Annotated in this window: 16 protein-coding genes; 13 read left to right on the forward strand and 3 right to left on the reverse strand. The window is 63.6% G+C overall.

Translation table 11 applies throughout. The features are described from left to right. Window positions 1-62: 62 nt before the first annotated feature. From BRO63_RS26705 to BRO63_RS26715, 3 genes are all read left to right on the forward strand, one after another. Window positions 63-941, forward strand: coding sequence for a fumarylacetoacetate hydrolase family protein (locus tag BRO63_RS26705; RefSeq protein ID WP_088142668.1), 879 nt, complete (start codon window positions 63-65; stop codon window positions 939-941). Between the two features lie 70 nt (window positions 942-1,011). Then, a complete protein-coding gene (locus BRO63_RS26710) occupies window positions 1,012-1,809 on the forward strand; it encodes a polysaccharide deacetylase family protein (RefSeq protein WP_088142669.1) in 798 nt (265 codons plus the stop codon). Between the two features lie 103 nt (window positions 1,810-1,912). Further along, window positions 1,913-2,839 (forward strand): SphA family protein, encoded by a 927-nt coding sequence (locus BRO63_RS26715; RefSeq protein WP_088142670.1) that lies wholly within the window; start codon window positions 1,913-1,915, stop codon window positions 2,837-2,839. 293 nt (window positions 2,840-3,132) lie between these two features. Here the strand turns inward: BRO63_RS26715 and BRO63_RS26720 are convergent, their stop codons facing one another. Continuing rightward, a complete protein-coding gene (locus tag BRO63_RS26720) occupies window positions 3,133-4,029 on the reverse strand; it encodes a LysR family transcriptional regulator (RefSeq protein ID WP_088142671.1) in 897 nt (298 codons plus the stop codon). Between the two features lie 174 nt (window positions 4,030-4,203). Between BRO63_RS26720 and BRO63_RS26725 the strand changes: the two genes are divergently transcribed. The 3 genes from BRO63_RS26725 to BRO63_RS26735 all read left to right on the forward strand — a co-directional run bounded on the left by BRO63_RS26725 (window position 4,204) and on the right by BRO63_RS26735 (window position 7,575). Beyond that, window positions 4,204-5,733, forward strand: coding sequence for an MFS transporter (locus BRO63_RS26725; RefSeq protein ID WP_088142672.1), 1,530 nt, complete (start codon window positions 4,204-4,206; stop codon window positions 5,731-5,733). Window positions 5,734-5,926: 193 nt separating this feature from the next. Next, window positions 5,927-6,283, forward strand: coding sequence for a hypothetical protein (locus BRO63_RS26730; protein ID WP_088142673.1), 357 nt, complete (start codon window positions 5,927-5,929; stop codon window positions 6,281-6,283). 308 nt (window positions 6,284-6,591) lie between these two features. Next, window positions 6,592-7,575, forward strand: coding sequence for a Bug family tripartite tricarboxylate transporter substrate binding protein (locus BRO63_RS26735; protein ID WP_088142674.1), 984 nt, complete (start codon window positions 6,592-6,594; stop codon window positions 7,573-7,575). A gap of 51 nt (window positions 7,576-7,626) precedes the next feature. On the opposite strand, the gene BRO63_RS26740 is transcribed toward BRO63_RS26735, so the two are convergent. Then, entirely contained in the window at window positions 7,627-8,052 is a 426-nt protein-coding gene (locus tag BRO63_RS26740; RefSeq protein ID WP_088142675.1) for an RrF2 family transcriptional regulator, read from the reverse strand. 72 nt (window positions 8,053-8,124) lie between these two features. Between BRO63_RS26740 and BRO63_RS26745 the strand changes: the two genes are divergently transcribed. The 6 genes from BRO63_RS26745 to BRO63_RS26770 all read left to right on the forward strand — a co-directional run bounded on the left by BRO63_RS26745 (window position 8,125) and on the right by BRO63_RS26770 (window position 13,013). Next, the gene (locus BRO63_RS26745; RefSeq protein WP_088142676.1) at window positions 8,125-9,102 is read left to right on the forward strand and encodes an alpha/beta fold hydrolase; all 978 of its coding nucleotides are present in this window, start codon (window positions 8,125-8,127) and stop codon (window positions 9,100-9,102) included. Window positions 9,103-9,245: 143 nt separating this feature from the next. Continuing rightward, window positions 9,246-10,175 carry a DMT family transporter gene (locus tag BRO63_RS26750; RefSeq protein WP_256943410.1) on the forward strand — a complete coding sequence of 310 codons (930 nt, stop codon included), beginning with the start codon at window positions 9,246-9,248 and terminating at the stop codon, window positions 10,173-10,175. A gap of 12 nt (window positions 10,176-10,187) precedes the next feature. Beyond that, the gene (locus BRO63_RS26755) at window positions 10,188-10,586 is read left to right on the forward strand and encodes a hypothetical protein (RefSeq protein WP_088142678.1); all 399 of its coding nucleotides are present in this window, start codon (window positions 10,188-10,190) and stop codon (window positions 10,584-10,586) included. 76 nt (window positions 10,587-10,662) lie between these two features. Beyond that, window positions 10,663-11,271, forward strand: a complete 609-nt coding sequence (locus tag BRO63_RS26760; RefSeq protein ID WP_088142679.1) for a hypothetical protein — start codon at window positions 10,663-10,665, stop codon at window positions 11,269-11,271. Window positions 11,272-11,413: 142 nt separating this feature from the next. After that, window positions 11,414-11,995, forward strand: a complete 582-nt coding sequence (locus BRO63_RS26765) for an SMI1/KNR4 family protein (protein WP_088142680.1) — start codon at window positions 11,414-11,416, stop codon at window positions 11,993-11,995. 10 nt (window positions 11,996-12,005) lie between these two features. Continuing rightward, window positions 12,006-13,013 (forward strand): hypothetical protein, encoded by a 1,008-nt coding sequence (locus BRO63_RS26770; RefSeq protein ID WP_256943411.1) that lies wholly within the window; start codon window positions 12,006-12,008, stop codon window positions 13,011-13,013. Between the two features lie 12 nt (window positions 13,014-13,025). Here the strand turns inward: BRO63_RS26770 and BRO63_RS26775 are convergent, their stop codons facing one another. Beyond that, a complete protein-coding gene (locus tag BRO63_RS26775) occupies window positions 13,026-14,234 on the reverse strand; it encodes a GGDEF domain-containing protein (RefSeq protein WP_088142682.1) in 1,209 nt (402 codons plus the stop codon). 331 nt (window positions 14,235-14,565) lie between these two features. Between BRO63_RS26775 and BRO63_RS26780 the strand changes: the two genes are divergently transcribed. Beyond that, window positions 14,566-15,747, forward strand: a complete 1,182-nt coding sequence (locus BRO63_RS26780; RefSeq protein ID WP_088142683.1) for an MFS transporter — start codon at window positions 14,566-14,568, stop codon at window positions 15,745-15,747. Window positions 15,748-15,770: the final 23 nt, after the last annotated feature.

Below are 15,770 nucleotides of genomic sequence, written 5' to 3' on the forward strand. Positions count from 1 at the left end.
TCACTTGCACCCGTCATCCGGTTCGCTGGCGGTCGGGCGCCACAACATGCCTAGGAGATAGGATGAAACTTGCCATGTTCCACGAGGGCGGCCGAGACCGCCTGGGCGTCGTCGAGGCGGACGCGATCATCGACGTGACCGCGGACCTACCGGCGTTGTCGCCCGATCTTGCCGACTGGCTGCCAGGGCAGGGCACGTCGTGGCGGCTGCTTGCGCTGCTGGCGCGCGAGTCCAGAGCGCGCCTGCCGCTGTCCGCCGTGCGGCTGCTGCCGCCGCTGCGGCGGCCGTCAGCGTTTCTGGCCATCGGCGGCAACTATGCCTCGCATCTGCGGGAGATCGCCCGTTTGAACGTCAGCGTGGGAGAGCACCAGATCTGGTTCAACAAGCAGGCCTCCTGCATCACCGGGCCGTTCGATGACCTGATCATTCCCCCGGGCATGTCGACGCTGGACTACGAAGTGGAACTGGCGGTGGTTATCGGCCGGCGTTGCCGCAACGTGCGAGCCCGCGACGCCATCCACTACATCGCCGGATACACCGTCTGCAACGACGCCAGCATCCGCGAACGCCATCACCGCAGTCCGACCATCACGCTGGCCAAGTCATTCGATTCGCTGGGCCCGCTGGGACCGTGGCTGGTCACGGCCGACGAGATCGCCGACCCGCACGCGCTCCAGGTCCGCACCTGGGTCAATGGCGAACTGCGGCAAGACGGCAACACGGCGGAGATGCGCTTCAACATCTTCGATCAGATCGAGGAGCTGAGCAGCGCCATGACACTGGAGCCCGGCGATGTGTTGGCCACGGGCACGCCGGCGGGCATCGGCGCCGCGCGCCAACCGCCGTTGTTCCTCGCGCCGGGCGACGTCGTTCGCATGCATATCGAAGGCATCGGCGACATCAGGAACCGCGTCGTGGCCGCACCGTCCGCGCAGGCCTGAACGGCGGCGTCACATCCGGCACCACCGTCTTGATGGTGGCGCCCGCACCTTCCAACCAGGACTTCCGATCATGCTATGCATCACGTTTGACAACTTCGGTAGCGCGGCCGGCGACGCGCTGCCCTGGCCTTGCCCCGCCAGCATTCCCGCCGCCGAATGGGCGGCCTACAACCAAATCGGCCTGGAGTTGGGCCATCCGCGCATCCTCCAGCTGTTGGATGAATTACAGATCCGCTGCACCTACTTCGCCGAGGGCTATGCAGCCCTGCGGTATCCGGATGAGTTGCTGGCCTGGCATGCGGCGGGGCATGAGATTGCCATGCACGGCTGGAAACATGAAATGTGGACGGGCATCGCCTCGCGCGAAGAAGAAGACCGCCTGATCCAGCTCGCCGTATCGAGCATCCGCGGGTTGACAGGGCTGGCGCCGGTGGGTTTCCGGCCGCCGGGGCTGGCCATCAATCCCTGGACGGACGAGGTGCTGGCGACGCACGGCATCCGCTATGTGTCGCTGGCGCTGCCTGGCGGGACCGACGCGACGACGATGCCGACGCGGGTGGCGGTGCTGCCTACCGATCCTGCGCTGATCGACGGCGCGGTCATCCATCCACGATTCGGCGGCATTTTCGGCACGCTGGACGCGACGGCAGCCTATGAGCAGTTGTATCGGTCCGCGCTGGCCCACGAGACGACGCCTCCCGACGACCCCTGGGTGCTGGTCGTGCATCCGTTCACCTCGGGCAACCGGGCCTGGTTCGGCTTCGAGGATTTCATGCGGCGCCTGGCCTTGGCATTCGGCCCCGCGCGTTTTGCGCTGGCGAAGGACGCGGTGCCATCAACGACGCACGCCCGCGCGCCCCTGGATTGATATCAGACCGTCCGTCTGTGCATCGGCGTGGGCCGGCAGGCCGTGCGGGCCCGCACCATTTAAGCAGCAGTCACACACAAAAGACATATAAGGGAGACAAATCATGAGGCATTTCGTTTTCATCGGCATCCTGCTCTGGGCCTGTGCGGGCAACGCGCTGGCGGCGCAAGGTGTGACCTATGGTGGTCCGGTCGGGGGCACCGACATACAGAGCGCCTACTTGCCGCCGTATCCGGGCTTATATGGTTCGGCCATTGCCGTGGGCGCGTTGGGGGAAAAGTTCTATGACAACGCCGGGCAGAGTTCCACGACTTCCGGAAGGCTGCCGGGCGGAATCGCACAATTCGGCCTTCTCTATGTCTATCCGCACAAGTTTTTCGGCGGCACGCTGGGCAGCTCGATCTCGACCGGCTACGGCTGGGGCAGTATCACCGTCAACGGCAAGCACCAGAACTTCAAGGGCATGAACGACATCTATACCGACGTGCTCATGTGGAGCAAGCACCTGGGCTCCGTCGAGGGAGGACGGTCGCGCGGCTTGACGATGAAGCTGGGATACTCGATGGTGTTGCCCACGGGGAAGTACAACGCGAAAGATTTGTACACGACGGGGCGCAATACGCTCTATTACATCCCGAACGGTGCATTCACCTATCTGACCGGGCCGAACTTCTTGGGCGACGGTACCGAGTTCAGCATGAGCTATTTCCTGGACATTGCCCGCAAGAATTCTGCGACCGGCTACCAGAACGGGATGGTGGTGGATGTGGACATGGCGATCAGTGAGGTCATCGGTCGATGGCAGTTGGGCGTAGCGGGGTACTACGCGCGCCAAATCGCCGACGACAGGCTGAACGGGCAACGTGTGTCGGGTAACCGCTTCGCCAGCGCGGCGGTCGGGCCGGTCATCGCGTACAACATGCCGGACTGCAAATGCAGCGTCAAGTTCAAGGCACAGTTCTCCGTGTTCACGCGAAATTCACTGGCGCCCAACGCCGCCTATCTATTCTTCAACAAAGCATTCAACTAGAGCGAATTATGAATATGACGCGGTCTTTCGGCGATAAAACCACCGCTTGCTGCGTTGGGCAGTAGCTGGAATGGTGGGCGAGGCTCCCAGCGTGTACGGTATAGCCATCGGATTAGGTGGCCGCGTGGCTTTTGGAGGTACGCCAGGAATAACTCGAAACTGGGAGATCGCGGTGTTCAACTTAGGTGAATTTTCTTGGGAAGATACGTAAGTTGAGTGAATCGTCGATTGCAAATTGAATGGACCGATTGGTTTTAAGTCAATGATTTAAAATGAATTAGTTTTCAACTTGACTAATCTCCAACATCGGGAAATAGATTCTCGGCCATGAAATCCACAAATGCCCGGACCCGGGGGGATAGCTGCCGATTGGACGGCCATAGGACCCAAAACGTGCTGGAACTACCCGCCCACCGTTCCAGCACACTCTGAAGCGCGCCACTTTCCAATGCCGGTTGAACGGCAAAGTCCGGCAGGCAGGCAATGCCGTGGCCCTGCACCGCCATATGCAGTAGCGTCTCGACGTGGTTGCTGGTCATGCTGGTCGTCAGACGAATCGCCGTTTCCGATGGGGGGTGGATCAATGGCCATTTCTCCAGCGTGCCGGTAGTCGGAAATCGGTGCATCAGGCAGGCGTGTTGCGTCAGTTCTTCCGGATGCAGCGGCGTACCTCGTTGTGCGAAGTAACCAGGCGCGCCGACATACACGAAGCGGCTGCTGCCCAGGCGCTTGCTCAACAAACGGGAGTCGCTGAGTTCGCCCGTACGCACCACGGCATCGAAGCCTTCGGCTATGACATCCACTAGCCGGTCGCTGAAGTCCAGGTCCAGCTCAATCTGGGGGTAGCGATGTGCAAAGGCCGATAGCGCCGGCAGCATCAGACCGCTGACCAATGGCAGGCTCACCCGCAGGCGGCCTTTGGGACTGGCGGTTGTGCTGGCCAATTCATTCTCCGCCGCGGCGATTTCAGCCAGGATCCGTCGACAGCGGTCAAGGAACAGTGTGCCTTCTGGTGTCAAGCTGACGCTGCGGGTACTGCGCTGAAACAGGCGCACGCCGAGCTTTTCCTCGAGCCGGGCTACCCCTTTGCTGATTGCCGACGCGGAGATGCCCAACTGGCGCCCGGCAGTCGCGAAGCTACGCACCTCAGCGACCAGAACAAAAATTGTCATACCGCTCAGGCTATCCATTTCGCCTCCAATAAGTGACAAATTAGTCATGTCAGCGATGAATTTACCCGTATTTTTGTCTGATTGATTCCTATGTAGCATTAATTGGGAGTGCCACAGCAGAACTCCGTCCACGCCTTAGCCAGCGGCGGCGTGAGGATTCTGCGTGGCTTTAGCCTATTACCTGGATACCCGATGACAGCCATCACTTCAGCTGCAGGCTCGACAGCCTGCAAAGCGCCACTAATCTTGACTGGCTGCCTGACGGCAGCGGTCATCCCGTTGAGCATCGCCGGCCCCGCTGTGGTTGTGCCCTCAATCAATCAGGCTCTTGGGGGGAGCGCCGCTGAACTTACTTGGATTATCAACGCCTACATCCTTACCTACGGCAGCGCGACTCTAGCTGCGGGGAGTCTGGCGGACACCTATGGGCGCAAGCGGCTTTGGTTGGCTGGCATGGTGCTGTTCGCGCTGGTAACGGCTGCAATTCCTTTCATGCCATCCGTTCTGTGGATCGACATTTTGAGGTTGATCCAGGGGCTGGGGGCAGCTGCCGCGTTCGCGGGCGCAATGGCCGCCTTGACACAGGAGTTCGACGGCCACGGGCGCACTCGTGTTTTCAGTTTGATCGGGACGACCTTTGGTGCGGGAGCTGCATTTGGTCCGTTCCTAGCCGGACTCTTGATCGATACCGTGGGTTGGCATTGGGTGTTTCTACTGCCGGCATGGGTTGCATTGCTTGCTGCCGTCCTGATCTCGCTATTCGCACGTGAAACACGTGATCCCGAAGCCACAGGGTTGGATTGGCCCGGAGCTATCACCTTCACTATCGGGCTCGCTGTGCTCACCTATGGCCTCATCCTTGCCCCCGAGAAGGGCTGGGGCCACACGTCGGTACTGACTTCTTTGGCGAGTGCCGTCGGACTGTTGATGGTCTTCGTCTTCATTGAACTGCGGCAAGCCAAGCCTATGCTCGACCTCTCCCTATTCGCTAACGCGCGCTTTGTAGGAGTGCAGGTGTTGGCGGTTGCGCCGGCCTATGCGTATATCGTGCTGCTCATCATCTTGCCCGCCCGATTCATCGGGATGGAAGGCTACAGCGCGTTGGCGGCGGGGCAGATGATGATTGCGTTGTCTGCGCCATTACTGGTGGTTCCTTTCATCGCAGGCCAACTGGCGCGCTGGATCAACGTTGGAGTGTTGTCAAGCATTGGCCTTGTCATCGCTGCGGCCGGTCTGTCCTGGTTGGGTTACGGTATCGCTGGCGATGTCCAAAGCAACCGCTTGGGCGCGATGCTGCTGATCGGCGCGGGTATCGGTTTGCCATGGGGCCTGATGGACGGTCTGGCGGTCAGCGTGGTACCCAAAGAGCGGGCCGGCATGGCGGCGGGGATCTTCAACGCCATTCGTCTGGCTGGGGACGGCATCGCTATCGCAGCGGTCGGGGCCATCCTGTCTGCTCGGATTCTATCGGGCTTGGCAGCTGCGGTGGAGGATGGCGCGTCAGGTCACATGAAAACGAGCGAGTTGGTGCAGGCTTCGAATCGGCTAGCGATGAGCGATCTGCAAAACGCCATGGCCCACCTACCAATGGTGGAACAGATTTCTTTGCTGCAGGTGTATGAGAGCGCCTTTCGGTTCCAGCTCCTTGTCCTGGCGGCTGCTGCGGCAGCGACAGCAGTATTGGTGTTTCTACTGTTGGGAAAATCGAAGATGCACAACTGAGTCGGAGCAAAATATGGTGTCATTTCCACTCATGTTGAACGCCGAGACTTGCCGACTTCGGCCGCCCCGGTGCGCTGCGATATCAGCCATAATCAATTCAGCCCTGGCCCCGAGTGACGGCAGGAGTTCAGTTTTGGCTCCCACATAGACCGGTAGCGGGTGGGCCGTAGCGTACTCAGTGCGGAGTATCTCCATGACGACACCGGAAACGCCAGACGACGACTTGGTGCGGACCCGCAGCCATAGGCCACGCGACCTGCCCCAGGGCTATCGGGCTGGATTGATTACGGCCATCACGGTATTGCTGGGCTTTTCGCTGGGTTTCCTGCGCTACTGGGGCTTCGACGCGCCAGGCGATTGGAGCGTGTTGTCCGTGCTGCCGGGCGTGTCCTTGTTCCTCGCCAGCCTGCTGCAGATCATTGCTCTCTACCGCTCCTTGCGTTTGGAGGATGAAGCCGAGGATGAATACCGGAAAACCGTGCGATGGTTCATCGCGTCGGCGGTGCTGTTGTTGCTGGGGCTGACAGCGGCGTTGTGGGAGGTGGCGTAGTAAGAGAGGGATTGGAGCGGGGCGCGACCAGTGCTGCCAATACGCTAGGCGGCAAACCTTGTAGTAAGAACGGGAGGCTCGAATTGGAGCCATCCCGTTTTTTTTTTCCGGATTGAAGTTGTTCCGAGACGCCGCCCTTGCCGCCGGAGAATTAGGGTTATCCGGGATTCTTTAAGCCTAAACTTTTGTGAAGAATGAGCGGCAGAGACGGACCGCCGCCGCATGAGGCATCGAGGCGGTTCTCCGTGGTGCGGCATGTGACGCACCGTGAGCGGAATCGCGGGGTGACCCCCCATAAGGAGAATCGCATGCTGTTGCGTAGACGTTGTCTGGCCATGATGATGCTGGCGCTGACTGGCTGGGCGACCGGCAGCCATGCGCAAACGCCGTCTCAGGCCTGGCCCGTCAAGCCCGTGCGCCTGGTGGTGGGGCTGGCGCCCGGAGGGCTGGTCGACGTGCTGGCGCGCACAGTGCAGCCGCACTTGGCCGAGGCCTTGAAGCAGACCGTCATCGTGGAGAATCGGGGCGGTGCGGGCGGCAACGTGGCGGGAGCCGAGGTTGTGCGCAACGGTGGGGACAACCATACCTTCCTGCTCAATCCATCGACGACCGAATCGGTCAACCCGCTGATGTTCGCCAGCATGCCGTTCGATCCGCAGCGGGACCTGCGGCCGGTGGCCTTGCTGGCCAATAGCCAGTTGTTCCTGTTTGTCCGGTCCTCGCTTGGCGTCAATACGCTCGAAGAGTTCGTGGCATACGCGCGCAAGCAGCCCGCTCCTCTCAATTACGGTTCGGCCGGAAACGGCACGACGCCGCATCTGGCCGGCGAGCTGCTCAAGCAGGCCACTGGCATGCAGGCCACCCATGCGCCGTATCGCGGCGTGGCGCCGGCGATACAAGACCTGGCAGCAGGCCAGATCGACTTCGCGTTTGGACCCGCCACGGTCTTTCCCATGGTGCAAGCGGGCAAACTGAAGGTACTGGCGGTGGCAAGCCGGCAACGCGCCGCCGTGGCGCCCGACATACGAACCTTTTCCGAGGTCGGCATCGACGGTGTTTTCGCTGACAGCCTGTTCGGCGTGTATGCCGCCGCTGGCACCCGCGATGACGTGGTCGATCGCATGAACGCCGAAATCAACAAGGTGCTTGCGCGGCCGGAGATCCAGGCGCGCTTTCTGGATGCGGGCGCCGAGGCGCTACCGCTGAGCGTGGCCGACTATGCCTCGCGTGTGCAGGACGAAAAGAAATTGTTCGCCCCGTTGATGAAGTCGTTGGGGCTGAAGGAACAGTAGATAGAACAACGATAAAAGCGCCGCCTGCGTAGCTCATTCAACGCGACGGCGTCATCCTTCCTCGCGCGCCGCAATCCCCGCGGCTAGCTCGGCAAGCGATACCGCGCCCAGGCGTTGCAGCAAGGCATGTTCGCCGTCGCGCAGGGAATCCGCCACCAATTGGTTCGCGGCCCGTTCGACGGGGCAAGCAGGATTGTCGTCGGCTGGTGCGATGGCAAAGACCGTGCCATGGGCGATGGCTTCATGGACATCGCGCGCGGTGATGGTTTCCAGTCCCCTGGCCAGTACCCAGCCGCCCTTGCGCCCGCCCGTGGAGGTCACCATGCCGGCGGAGCGCAGCGCCGCCATGGATCGGCGCACCACCACCTCATTCGTATGCAGCATCTGGGCCAGCGTTCCAGAAGTGGTGGTGCCGCCGCGCAAATGCATGTGGATCAAGACGTGCAGCAGACGGGCAAGGCGGGTGTCATTGGCCATGGGATCGAATTACCGTAACTACAAGTGTTACGATATTATAGCTGCACTGGATACTTCCTGTGAGCTTCCCCGATGATCGACCTTGAAACACGCGATGTGACCGTCAACGGCATCACGCTCAATGTCACGGCCCAGGGCGTAGGCCCCCTCGTCGTGCTGTGCCACGGTTTCCCCGAGACCGCTTATGCCTGGCGCCACCAGCTTCCCGCCCTAGCCCGGGCGGGATTCCGCGCCGTGGCCCCGGATTTGCGCGGTTATGGCGCCAGCGACAGTCCGACGGATGTGGCGGCGTTCACGACGCTGGATGTCATAGGCGACCTGGTCGCGCTTATTGAAAGCGAGGGAGCCGACGAAGCGGTGATCGTGGGGGGCGATTGGGGTGCCAGCATTGCATGGCAGGCAGCCCAATTGCGTCCGGACCGCTTTCGGGCCGTCGTCGCCCTGGGCGTTCCCATGATGCGCAGAGCGCCGGTTGCGCCCAGCCGCCTCTTCCCCAAGAACGAGTCCGCCGCGTTTTACACGCATTACTTCAACGAGCCGGGAATTGCTGAAGCGGAATTCGAGCGTGACATCAGCGCAACCCTGCGCGCCGTCTACTTCGCGGCATCGGGCGACGCCGGGCCGCGTGACGACCCCGGCACGCCCAATCCGTTTGGCATGGTAGCTGCTGGCCGGGGCCTGCTCGATTCGCTGCCTGTCCCTCAGACGTTGCCGGCCTGGCTCACTCCGTCGGATCTGGCTACCTTTGTCCAAAGCTATACCACCAGCGGCTTTCGTGGCGGCCTCAACTACTACCGGAATCTGGACCGCAATTGGGCGCTGCAGGGGGCCTTGGAGGGAAAGACGGTGGATGTGCCTGCGCTCTATCTGGCAGGGGAAAGGGATACTGGCCTGGCGCTTCCCGGCATGGATCAGATCATCGCCGCCATGCCGGCCCTCGTTCCCCAACTGCGCGCCACTGAAGTCATTCCCGGCGCGGGGCATTGGTTGCAACAGGAAGCCCCCGAGGCGGTCAACAAGGCGCTCGTCGATTTCCTGAGGGGCCTTTGACGGTGCGAAGGAGTCATATTGCAATGCCGCTGCCAGCTAAAATCCCGCATGCGCACTGACGGCCGTCACGGAAGGACAACCTCGACGCCTTGCGTTTTTGCCGTCGCCTCGCGCGACCACCACGCCTCACCTTCGAAGCACAGATGAAAAATACATTGATGGCCACGCACCTGCGCCTGGTCGGCATGGCCGCGCTCTGGGGCGCGTCGTGGTCCTGGGGCAAGGTCGTCGCCCAGGCCATGGCGCCATTGGCCGCGGCCAGCCTGCGGTTCCTGTTTGCCAGTGTGGTGTTGGTTCTGTGGATGCATCGCGCCTCGGCGTTGCGGGGCCTGAAGTCTCTGACGCGCAATCAATGGCTCGGCCTGGCCGCCGCCGCGCTGGCGGGCGTCTTCGGCTACTCCAGCTTCTTCATGTTGAGCCTGCAGCTGGTGCCGGCCGGCAAGGCCGCGATCGTGGTGACGCTGAACCCCGGCGCGACGCTGTTGCTGGCGGCGATCCTGTTCCGCGAACACCTCAACCCCGCCATCCTGGCCGGCATGATCCTGTCGGCCATCGGTGCGTACATCGCCATCGGCGGCGGGGTTTCGCAAGCCGCGGCCGGCTCTGGCGTCGGCATCGGCGAACTGCTGCTGCTCGGTTGCGTGGCCTGCTGGGTGGCCTACACCCTGATCGGCCGGCTGGTGCTCAAGGGCGTGGACGCCCTGACCACCACCACGGTGGCCACCGTGATCGGCGCGCTGATGCTGCTGCTCACCAGCCTGATCGTGGAAGGCACTCCCGCCTGGGCGAAATTGGGACAGGCCCCTGCCAGCGCCTGGGGCAGCCTGCTGGCCCTGGCGTTCGGGGCGACAGCGATCGCCTACGCCTGGTATTTCGAAGGCGTGAAGGCGCTGGGCGCCGGCGCGGCCTCGGGCTACATCACGCTGGTGCCCGTCTTCGGCGTGCTGTTCTCCAGCCTCTGGCTGGGCGAAGCCACGCCCGCGAATCTGTTCATCGGCGCCGCGCTTGCGATCTCGGGCATGGCGATCATGCACTTCGGCCGGCGTCGCGCCGAGGCGCGGCAGCGTCGATAGCCGGTCTTCCCCATGCAGCCCTACATCCACGACAACCTGCCGGCTCAGGAGACTTGGCTGGACTGCGCGACCGCCGACGGCGGCCGGCTGCGCGTGGTGCTGCTAGCAGCCGATCCGCTGGCGGCGGCGCCGCTGCTGGCGCGGGCCCGCTCGATCGCTCAAGCGCTGGCCAGGCGCCGCGATGCAGCGTTGCATTTTCTCTGGCAGGCGGGACGCGACAGCGGCGACCCCGAAGATCCCCCCACGACGTTCCTGGAACACTTCACGCCATCGGACCTGATCGTCGCAGCCGATGCGGGCTACGTGCTGCACCTGGCGCCGCGCGACGCGACCTGGTTCATGGATGGCTATTGGCCGGCCGTGCGCTTTGCGGCCGACGACCGGCCTACGGACTGGTTCTGCGAATCTTGACCTCAGGCGCATGATTACACTCTGATGGTGACACGTGCGTCATTCCCGGAGAAGTCGACATGCAATTACCTCAAACATGACCAGCAACGAAGGGATCCAGGCCTCGGTCTATACCCGATGGCATCAGTTGTCGGTGCCCTTGGCCTTCGCCTTGGCAGTGGGCAGCTTCATGCTGGTGGTGTTCAACCGTGGGCCGATTGCTCTGGCGGCCGCGCTGGCGGTGCTGGGGTTGCTTTTGCCGCCTCTGGTGGCGTTCAAGGGCTTTCCCACACGCAATACCGTCAAGGTGACGTCCGAAGGGCTGGAGTTTTCGCGCCGCTCTCCCGTCGCCTTCGCTCAATTGTCCCGCTGGGGCACTGACGATTATCTCAAGCTGGTTCGTCCCGGTCTGCCGACATTGCTGGTCAGCGCAGTGGACCTGCCCAGGCGCGAACGTCTGTTGCGCGAGTTCGAGCAGGCCTTGGCGGCGTGGCAAAAGCGCCAGCCCGCCGGTACGCAGGCGGCGCGCCGCACACATTTCTATGGTTCCACGGCAGGGCGCCTGGTGGGCTTGCTGATTATCGTACTGGGGGCGGGCGCGGCGGTCATGGCGCTGAGCTTGCGCGAGCCGTCGATGTCGCTGGCTATCGTTGGCGGGCTGGGAGCGCTGTTCGGATTGACGATGCTGTTCGGCCGGCAAGGCTGAACGGTCATGGCGGCCAAGCAGGCCGAGGCGTGCGCGCAGGCCGTGGAAGCGCTTGCTGCCGCAATCAAAGATATAGTGGTGCGCTCTCAAGGTTCCCGCCTTTGCGGCGAACCAGGACTTCTCTTAGCTTCAGGATGCTCGCATGACCATGACCGCCGAACAGTTTCATCAACGCATGTGGGAAATCCTGGATCCCGTGGACACCGAATATTTCGAGGTTGTGGCCGCGCCCGCGCCCGACGCGGAGGCGATTGCCGGTCTGGAGGCCGCTGCAGGCTTCCCGCTGCCGGCGGCGTTTGCGGCCTTCTGCCAGCGTACCAATGGCCTGTGCGTGATGGCGCGCGAGGAAGTCTGGCCGCAGGCGAAGGAGTTCGAAGTCGGCCCCGCCTGGACTTTCTGGCGCGGCCTGGTGCTGCTGGGCGTCGATGCGCCGGAGTTGCCCGAATGGGCCAGCATCTCGGTGCAGCAGCGCCAGCTCGCCGAGGCCGGTTTGCCCGGCATCCTGCCCGTGCTGAAGATCGTGGGCGACGGCAGCCGGATCTGGGGCGTGGATCAGGCGGGGACGGTTGTGGCGATCGATGACCTGACTGATGTTGAGCCGCTGGCTGGCGACCTTACCGACCTCTACGCCGGGCAGATCGCCGACCTGATGCAGCGCCAGCAGGATATGGCGCAGCGGCTGGCCGAACGCGCGGCGCGCAAGCAGGGCAAGCTGCCGGGCTAGCATGAGCGCAATGCTGCAAGTCACGGAAGAACCCCTGGCCGATGAGGACATCCTGCTGCTGCGCCGTGGCCGCCGGGGCAGGTCGCTGACGGCGGTGTTCGCGGGGCTGATGTTCCTGCTGCTGACTAGCGGCGTTGTCCTGTTCGTCATCCTGTTCGCATTCGATCGCAGCCTGCGCCGCAGCGCCGACGGCGTGGTGATGCTGGTGTGCACGGTGGCGATGGCCGCCTTCGCGGTCTTTCTTGGGCGCAGGTTGCTGCGCCTGCCGCAAGCCTGGCGCCGCTTCAATCGGGTGTTGAAGGGGCGGGTACCCAAGCAGATCGTGTCCGGACACCTGACCGGTTTCGGTCCGGCCGGGAGTCCCGGCATCCGCTACGTCTTTGGCGAACAGCGCGTGGACGTGGCCCTGCCGTTTTGGAACGAGATCGCCAGGGACACTCGAGAAGGCTTCCGGCCTGTGACGGCCGCGGCGCTGACGGATCTACCCGTGCGCCTGCATCTGCTGACGCTGGACCCCGACGCGCCACCCGTGCTGTTGCGGGCCGAGTACCCGATGAGCGCGCAGGCCTGGAATTCGGTCGAGGAAGTCAGCGATGCCGACCGCGAGGCCGTGCGCAAGGAAGAACTGAGCCTGCGCAAGTTCTTCTACGCGGTGGCGCTGGCGCCGCTGGTCGGCAGCCTGTTCCTGGGGCCGTTGATCCTGCTGGCAGCATTTTTCGTTCTCACGGGACTCGTGCTGGGCATGCGCAGCCCTAGGCTGAAGCGCGCCCGCTACAAGCACGGGGTGCGCGGAGTGGTCGAGGAAATCGTGACCTATCGCGTGCGCGCATCCAACTCGAACGTTTCCACGCTGGTCCACAACTATCGCATCGGGGGCGCGATGTACCGGGTCGAGCATTTCGGGCAGGCGGCCGCGCCGGGCCAGCGCGTCGCCTTCGAGTATCTGGACGGGACGGGCATCATGGGGCCGAGCGCCTTGTTCTTTCGGATCGAAGACGAGCCGGTCATGACGCTATGAGCGCCAGCGGCTTCATGCCTGTGCGCAAGACTCCTGAGTGCTTGCGTTGTCGCCAGGCGCGCGGCGGCCATGCCTGGCGTCGGCCGGCGCCACGCCCGCAACCGTGCAGTTCCGTCCTTGTCGCTTCGCCTCGTAAAGCAGGTCGTCTGTCCGCTTCAACGCGCTGGCGAAAGACTCTCCTGCCTGTACGAGGGTCACCCCCATGCTGGCAGTGAAGCGGGAATCTGGAACCTGCGGCGCCCAGCGCTGCGTCACGAAATCGGCACGGATCTCTTCGGCGATTGCGGTGGCGCTTTCCAGACTTGCCTCAGGCAGCAGCAGCAGGAATTCTTCTCCTCCCAGCCGGGCCGCATGGATGCGGGCGTCTGCTTGTGGCTTGAGCAGGGCGCCGAATCGGGCAAGCACCATGTCGCCAAACGCGTGGCCGAAGACATCGTTGATGCGCTTGAAGTTGTCGATGTCGGCCATGATCAGCGCGGCCGGCGCCGCCGCATCCGAGAACAGGCGCCCGGAGGCAAGCAGGCTATCGAGTCCCTGGCGGTTCAGCAGGCCCGTCAAGGCGTCGGTATGGGCATGGCGACGGTACTTCTCTATGGCGTCGTAGCTCGTCGCGATGAAGACCGCGAAGGTCAGGACTATGCTTCCGAGTAGCCCGGTGTATTGGATCAGGATGCCCCAGACCGACGTTCTCCATTCGCCCATTGCGAGCGGCGGTATCGGGGCGGCAACGTACAGGATGCACTGGCCCGTCAACACAAGCGCGATGAAGAGGAACGCGGCGGTGAGCACTCTGTCCGACGTGGTCACGGCCTGCCTGGCGAAGGACAGCGTGGCGCGCCAGGTCACGAGCGCGCAACAGGCCTGCACGAAGAACGACTCCAGTTTTGCGCTGGCAAAAAGCACTACCGAGGCGACTACCATCGCCGTCGAGGCGAGCAGCACCGCGACATCGAAGTAGGGGGGGATCTGGCTGCTGCGGCGGCTTTGGAGAGCGCGACAGGCCAGGATGACGCCGCCCAGAATGAAGGCATCCTCGACGACCTGTTTATATGGAGAAAGCTCGCTGGCCTGCACCAGCATGATGGCGTAGCCCGTGCCCAGGCATGCCAGGGCGCAGCCCCACCGGAGCGTATTGAAGCCAATGTAGCGGGCGGCGCAGAGTCCGATGGCGCAGATCAGGATCGCCGCGGGTACGGACCATTCAAGGAGGGTTGCGGGCATGGACAGGCGAATACATGGAACAGCACCCAGTCGAGCGCATGCTCGGCCGACACAATTGGTGTGGAAAAAGATTACAGTGTGTTGCAATGTATCGCCAGGGTTCAACAGTCAAGGATTGTCAAGCGATGCGGCGGTCTTCGCCGGGAAGCGAAAGCCGGTGTCTGCCGGACGCTGAACAGCGGACGGGGGATGCGGCAGCTGTCAGCTGGCCGACAGGCGGGCGTGGGAGGCTCCAGCTACACTTTCGGCATCCCACGCCGATGGCCGCCGGACCGGTCCCGTGCCCTGCGGCAAGGCGGCGGACAGGCGGCCGATCTCCCAGTCTCCCGCCATGTCGCAACCCGATTCGTTCAATCTGAAGCAGATCGCCGTGCCGGCGTTCGGCCCGTCGCTGCTCTACGGCATCAGCAATGGCGCCATCCTTCCCGTGATCGCGCTCACCGCGCGCGATCAGGGGGCGTCGATAGCCACCGCCGGACTGATCGCCGCCCTCATCGGGGTCGGCTCGCTGCTTTCCAATATCCCGTCCGCGCTGATCACCCATCGCTTCGGCGAGAAGCGCGCCATGGCCGGCGCGGCGGTGTTGAGCGTGGTCGGCCTGCTGCTCGTGATCTGCGTGCCCAATCTCTGGGTGCTGGCGCTGGCCATGCTGATGCAGGGGTGCGCGCAGTCTGTGTTTCAGCTGGCGCGCCAGAGCTACATGATCGAGGTCGTGCCGCTGGCGTACAGGGCGCGCGCCTTGTCCACGCTTGGCGGCACGACACGGATCGGCACCTTCTTCGGCCCGTTCGCGGGCGCGGCGCTGATTCATTTCCTGGGGCTCGACGGCGCCTATTGGATTGCCGTTTGCGCCATGCTCGGCGCGGGACTCATCGCCATCAAGGCGCCCGACATCGAGCCCTCGGGTGGAGCGGGCGCGGGAGCGCCGCGCGCGCGCATGGGCGAGGTCGCGCGCGACCATCGCGGCGTGTACGCCACGCTAGGCGTGGGCGTGATGCTGATCAGCGCGCTGCGCGCGTCGCGCCAGGTGGTGATACCCCTGTGGGCAGATCATCTGGGTCTCGACGCCGCCACCACCTCGCTCATCTATGGGCTGGTCGCCGCAGTCGACATGTCGGTGTTTTATCCCGCAGGCAAGGTGATGGACCAGCGCGGCCGCTTGTGGGTGGCATTGCCTTGCACCTTGCTGATGGGGCTGAGCCTGATGGCGATCCCGCTGACCAGCGGGGTGGCGAGCTTCATCCTGGTATCGGCGCTGCTGGGTTTCGGCAACGGCATCGGATCGGGCATCGTGATGACGCTGGGCGCCGATGCCGCGCCGGCGGGCGCGCGCACGCAGTTCCTCGGCATCTGGCGTTTCATGGCCGACTTGGGCGCAAGCGGCGGACCCGTGGCGCTGTCGATGCTGACCGCCCTGGTGTCGCTCGGCGGCGCATCGTTCGGTGTCGGCACGTTGGGCTTGGTGGCGGCCGGGGTATTCTGGCGCTGGCTGCCGCGCCGCGCGCAGGCTTGAGCGCCTGGCTCCAGGGCCCGCAC

This window comes from Achromobacter xylosoxidans (genome assembly GCF_002192695.1).
Classification (GTDB): domain Bacteria; phylum Pseudomonadota; class Gammaproteobacteria; order Burkholderiales; family Burkholderiaceae_B; genus Achromobacter; species Achromobacter xylosoxidans_C.